Origin of the sequence: Sulfurihydrogenibium sp. (assembly GCF_027448985.1) — a bacterium.
Lineage (GTDB): Bacteria > Aquificota > Aquificia > Aquificales > Hydrogenothermaceae > Sulfurihydrogenibium.
Genome location: NZ_DAIDMN010000096.1, coordinates 1 through 4,257 on the forward strand (window position 1 = coordinate 1; position 4,257 = coordinate 4,257).

At 31.0% G+C, this 4,257-nt stretch carries 4 protein-coding genes; 3 read left to right on the forward strand and 1 reads right to left on the reverse strand.

The features are described from left to right. From dnaB to NE054_RS07200, 3 genes are all read left to right on the forward strand, one after another. Window positions 1-1,334: replicative DNA helicase (dnaB, locus tag NE054_RS07190; RefSeq protein ID WP_297890172.1), on the forward strand; the 1,334-nt coding region annotated here is incomplete at its 5' end. A 1-nt stretch (window position 1,335) separates the two neighbouring features. After that, on the forward strand, window positions 1,336-2,079 hold the full coding sequence (locus NE054_RS07195; RefSeq protein ID WP_297890174.1) for an ABC transporter permease: 744 nt from the start codon (window positions 1,336-1,338) through the stop codon (window positions 2,077-2,079). After that, window positions 2,079-3,146: an LptF/LptG family permease gene (locus tag NE054_RS07200; protein ID WP_297890176.1), complete on the forward strand. Its 1,068-nt coding sequence runs from the start codon at window positions 2,079-2,081 to the stop codon at window positions 3,144-3,146. Before NE054_RS07195 ends, NE054_RS07200 begins: the two co-directional genes overlap by 1 nt. On the opposite strand, the gene pheA is transcribed toward NE054_RS07200, so the two are convergent. Further along, on the reverse strand, window positions 3,127-4,209 hold the full coding sequence (gene pheA / locus NE054_RS07205; protein ID WP_297890178.1) for a prephenate dehydratase: 1,083 nt from the start codon (window positions 4,207-4,209) through the stop codon (window positions 3,127-3,129). The genes NE054_RS07200 and pheA overlap by 20 nt on opposite strands. Between the last annotated feature and the right edge of the window lie 48 nt (window positions 4,210-4,257).

Here is a 4,257-nt window from a genome sequence, read left to right on the forward strand (position 1 = left end):
GAGAAGTTTTAAAAGAAACTTTAAAAATAATAAATGAACTTGCAAAAAAAGAAACTGTTGTTACTGGTATTCCATCCGGTTTTTACGATTTAGACAGGCTTACAACAGGTTTTCATCCTGGAGACCTTGTAATAATAGCAGCAAGACCAGGAATGGGAAAAACAAGTTTTGCTTTATCAATACTACACCATCTATCTGTTTTAGAAAACATTCCTTCGGCTTTCTTTTCATTAGAAATGTCAAAAGAGCAGATAGCGATGAGGTTACTTGGAGAAGAGACAAGAATACCACTGAAAAAAATAAGATCTGGATTTCTAAATGAATCTGAAATAGAAAAGATAACTTTGAGCTCATTAAAAATGATGAAAGCACCTTTATTTATAGATGATACCGCATCATTATCTATTTTAGATTTAAAAGCAAAAGCAAGAAGACTAAAAAAAGAAAAAGATATAAAGATAATTGTTATTGATTACCTTCAACTACTGAGGTCCCATAGAAGAGTTGAAAACCGTCAGCAAGAAGTAGCAGAAATATCAAGGGGATTAAAATCCTTAGCAAAAGAACTTTCAATACCAGTCATAGCGTTAGCACAGTTATCTCGTCAAGCTGAGATGAGAGCAGACAAACGTCCTCAGCTTGCAGACCTAAGAGAAAGCGGATGTTTAACCGGTGATACATTGATTATTGATGCTGATACTGGTAAACGGATTCCAATAAAAGATTTAGTAGGCAAAACTTTTAATACCTATGCATTAGACAAAGATTACAAAATAAAAAAATTTCATGTATCAAAGGTTTTTCCATCCGGAATAAAAAGTATTTATTTATTAAAAACCTATTCTGGAAAAGAGATAAAGGCTTCTGCAAATCATCCATTCCTAACTGTTGACGGTTGGGTTAGATTAGACCAATTAAAAATTGGTGATTATATAGCTACTGTATTAGCTAATTCAGATATTTACTGGGATAAAATTGTAGAAATTAAATACATTGGAGAAGAAGAAGTTTATGATATGACCGTTCCGGAAGTTCACAATTTTGTTGCAAATGATATAATAGTCCACAATAGCATTGAACAAGATGCAGACCTTGTTTTGTTTATACATAGACCTGAGTATTACAAGAAAAACCCTTCACCACAGGAAGAAGGTCTTGCCGAAATAATTATAGCAAAACAAAGAAATGGTCCTACTGGAACGGTCAACTTAGCATTTATTAAAGAGATAACAAAATTTGAAAATTTAGCTAAAACAAGTGATAATAATATAGAAGAAGAGCTTAATGAAAATTATCAAGAAATTGAAGAATACGATGAAGGGGTAGATTTTTAGCATGTTTTTTATAAAATTTATTGAACATACAGGAGAGATAACCTTTTTCTTTCTAAAAACGATAACAGCAACTTTTAAAAGACCTCCTAAAATAAAACATATTTTAAAGTATATGGAAGATATAGGAGTAAATGCAGCTTTACTCATTATACTAACCGGATTTTTTACCGGTGGTGTTTTAGTAGTAGAAACGTATCCAACTTTTCATAAATTCAACGCTGAATTTTTAATGGGTGCTTTAGTATCACTATCTTTAGCAAGAGAGTTATCTCCGGTATTGGTTGCTTTACTTGTAACAGCAAGGTCAGGTTCTGCAATCGCTGCAAATATTGGGACTATGAGAATAACAGAACAGATAGATGCTCTTGAAGTTATGGCTGTTAATCCATACAGTTACTTAGTTTCTCCAAGATTCATTGCAGCCATTTTTATGGTTCCTGCTTTAACAGTTTTATCGTATATAAGTGGTGTAATTGGTGGTTATTTTACTTCCGTTTATATATACGGTATCAATGAATACATGTACTGGGAAAAATTAAAAGATTTTACAGAGTTAAAAGATATATTCGGTGGACTGTATAAAGCAGCTGTTTTTGGTGGAGTTTTAACTATCATCACTTCATACTTTGGATACATAACAAAAGGTGGAGCAGAAGGTGTAGGTAGGTCTACAACTACAGCTGTTGTTGTGGCATCTGTTTTAATACTGATTTTAGATTACTTCCTTACAGCACTCATTTACTGATGAGACTTTTTGACGTTTATATTTATAGGAAATTAACGGCTTATTTGTTTGTTATATTCCCGGCTTTTTCTTTAGTCTCTGTTTTGGTAGAGCTTATAGAGATTATTAGAAAAAGTAAAGTTCAAGATTTTAGTTTGATGCTGATTTACATTTTTGCAAAACTTCCGGAAAATTTCTACTACATTATTCCTGTATCTCTTACAATATCAGCTTTTTTAGTTGCAAACGATTTAATAAAAAGTAGAGAGATTTATCCTATCCTTTTAAATGGTATATCTTTAAACTACATTTCATCTAGAATAATAATTTTTTCTGTGATAGTTTCATTTATACAACTTCTTAACCTTGAACTTTTAATGCCAAAAACAAATAGAATATATACAGAAACTTATCAAAGACTGAAAAATCAACCCTTAGATAATGAAAAAGCAATTGCTTATAATCTATGGTTAAAACTTGATGAAAAAACTTTCATTTACTTTGATTTTTTCGATTTAGAAAAAAAGATTGGAAAAGAGATTGTGATAATAAAAATGGATAAAGATTTTAACCCTTACGAAAGGTGGGAAGCATCTGACTTTAAAGTTAATCCGGATAGGATTGACCTTTTCAATGGAAAAGAAGTTTTATCAAAAAGTATAGAAGACGTTAAAGTTTCAAAATTTGAAAAGATACAACTTAGTATAGGAGTTGACACGGAAAAAATTAAAAAGTTGATAAAAGAAAAAAAACCTGTTTCATTGAGTCAAGTTTACAAAGTGGCAAAAATAGCTCAAAACTACGGTTATGATGCTTCTTACTTTTGGAGTCAGTTTTATCAAAAATTAGCAACTGTGATATCTCCTTTCGTGTTAGCTGTTTTTATATCCGGATTCATATGGAATAAAAATAAGTTAATTACTTTTATGGGATTTTTATCTATTGTTTTATACTGGTATGGAACTTCCATAATTGCAGCTATTGCTTCCGTAGGAAATATTCCTTACTACTTCATATTTTCTTTTGATGCTTTATTTTTATTTGTAGGATTTTATCTCATATACAAAACTAAACATCCTGAGCTTTAGGATAAGAACCAAGTATTTTGAAAAATGGTACATTACTTTTAAGCTCTTGTAAAGTTTTAGAAACCTTATCATCTTGAATATGACCTTCTATATCGGTAAAGAATATGTAATCCCAAGCTTCCTTCTTTGATGGTCTTGACTCTATTTTTGTCATATTTATCTGATTTTTATAAAAAGGCTCCAAAGCTTTATACAAAGCGCCAACCTCGTTTTTTACAGAGAATATAAAGGTAGTTTTATCGTTTCCAGTTGGTTGTGGTATATCTTTACCTATTATCAAAAATCTTGTAAAGTTATAAAGATGTTTGTCTATCTTTCTTTCTAAAATGTGAAGACCGTAAATGGTTGCAGCAGATTCACTGGCTATAGCTGCTGCTTCATAATCATCTCTCGCCATTTCTGCAGCTTTTGCTGTACTTTCTACCTCTATTATTTGGGCATGGGGCATATTCTTTAAAAGCCAATCTCTACACTCCGCAATAGCAAATTTATGACTGTATATTTTTTGTATTTCATTTATATTCGTGTTAATACTCATCAAATGAAGAGATATTTCTAATATCACTTCTCCTATTATCTTTAAATCATAATCCAAAAACATATCAAGCGTGTAGTTAACAACTCCTTCTATCGTATTCTCAACCGGAACAACACCGAAGTCAGCTTTTTTCTTTACAATCTCCTCAAAAACATCTTTTATCGTTGAAACCGGAATATGGTCTACAGCACTACCAAAATACTTTAAACTTGCTTGATGAGTAAATGTTGCTTTTGGTCCTAAGTATGCAACTTTGATATTTTCTTCTACACTTCTACAAGCTGATATTATTTCTCTAAAAATATGTTTTACTGTGTCATTTGAAAGAGGTCCTTTGTTTAACTTTTCTATTATTTCAAAAATCTCCTTTTCTCTAGATGGAACAAAAATTGGAAGATTATTCTTTTTCTTTATCTCCCCTACTTCTTTAGCAAGTAACGCTCTTTTATTTATAAGTTCTAAAATTGTTTCATCTATTTGGTCTATCTGTTTTCTCAGCTTTTTAAGTTCTTCTTGATAACTCATCCTTTATCCTCTCTTCAAGTCTTGTGACTATATCCTTAATTAGCTTGA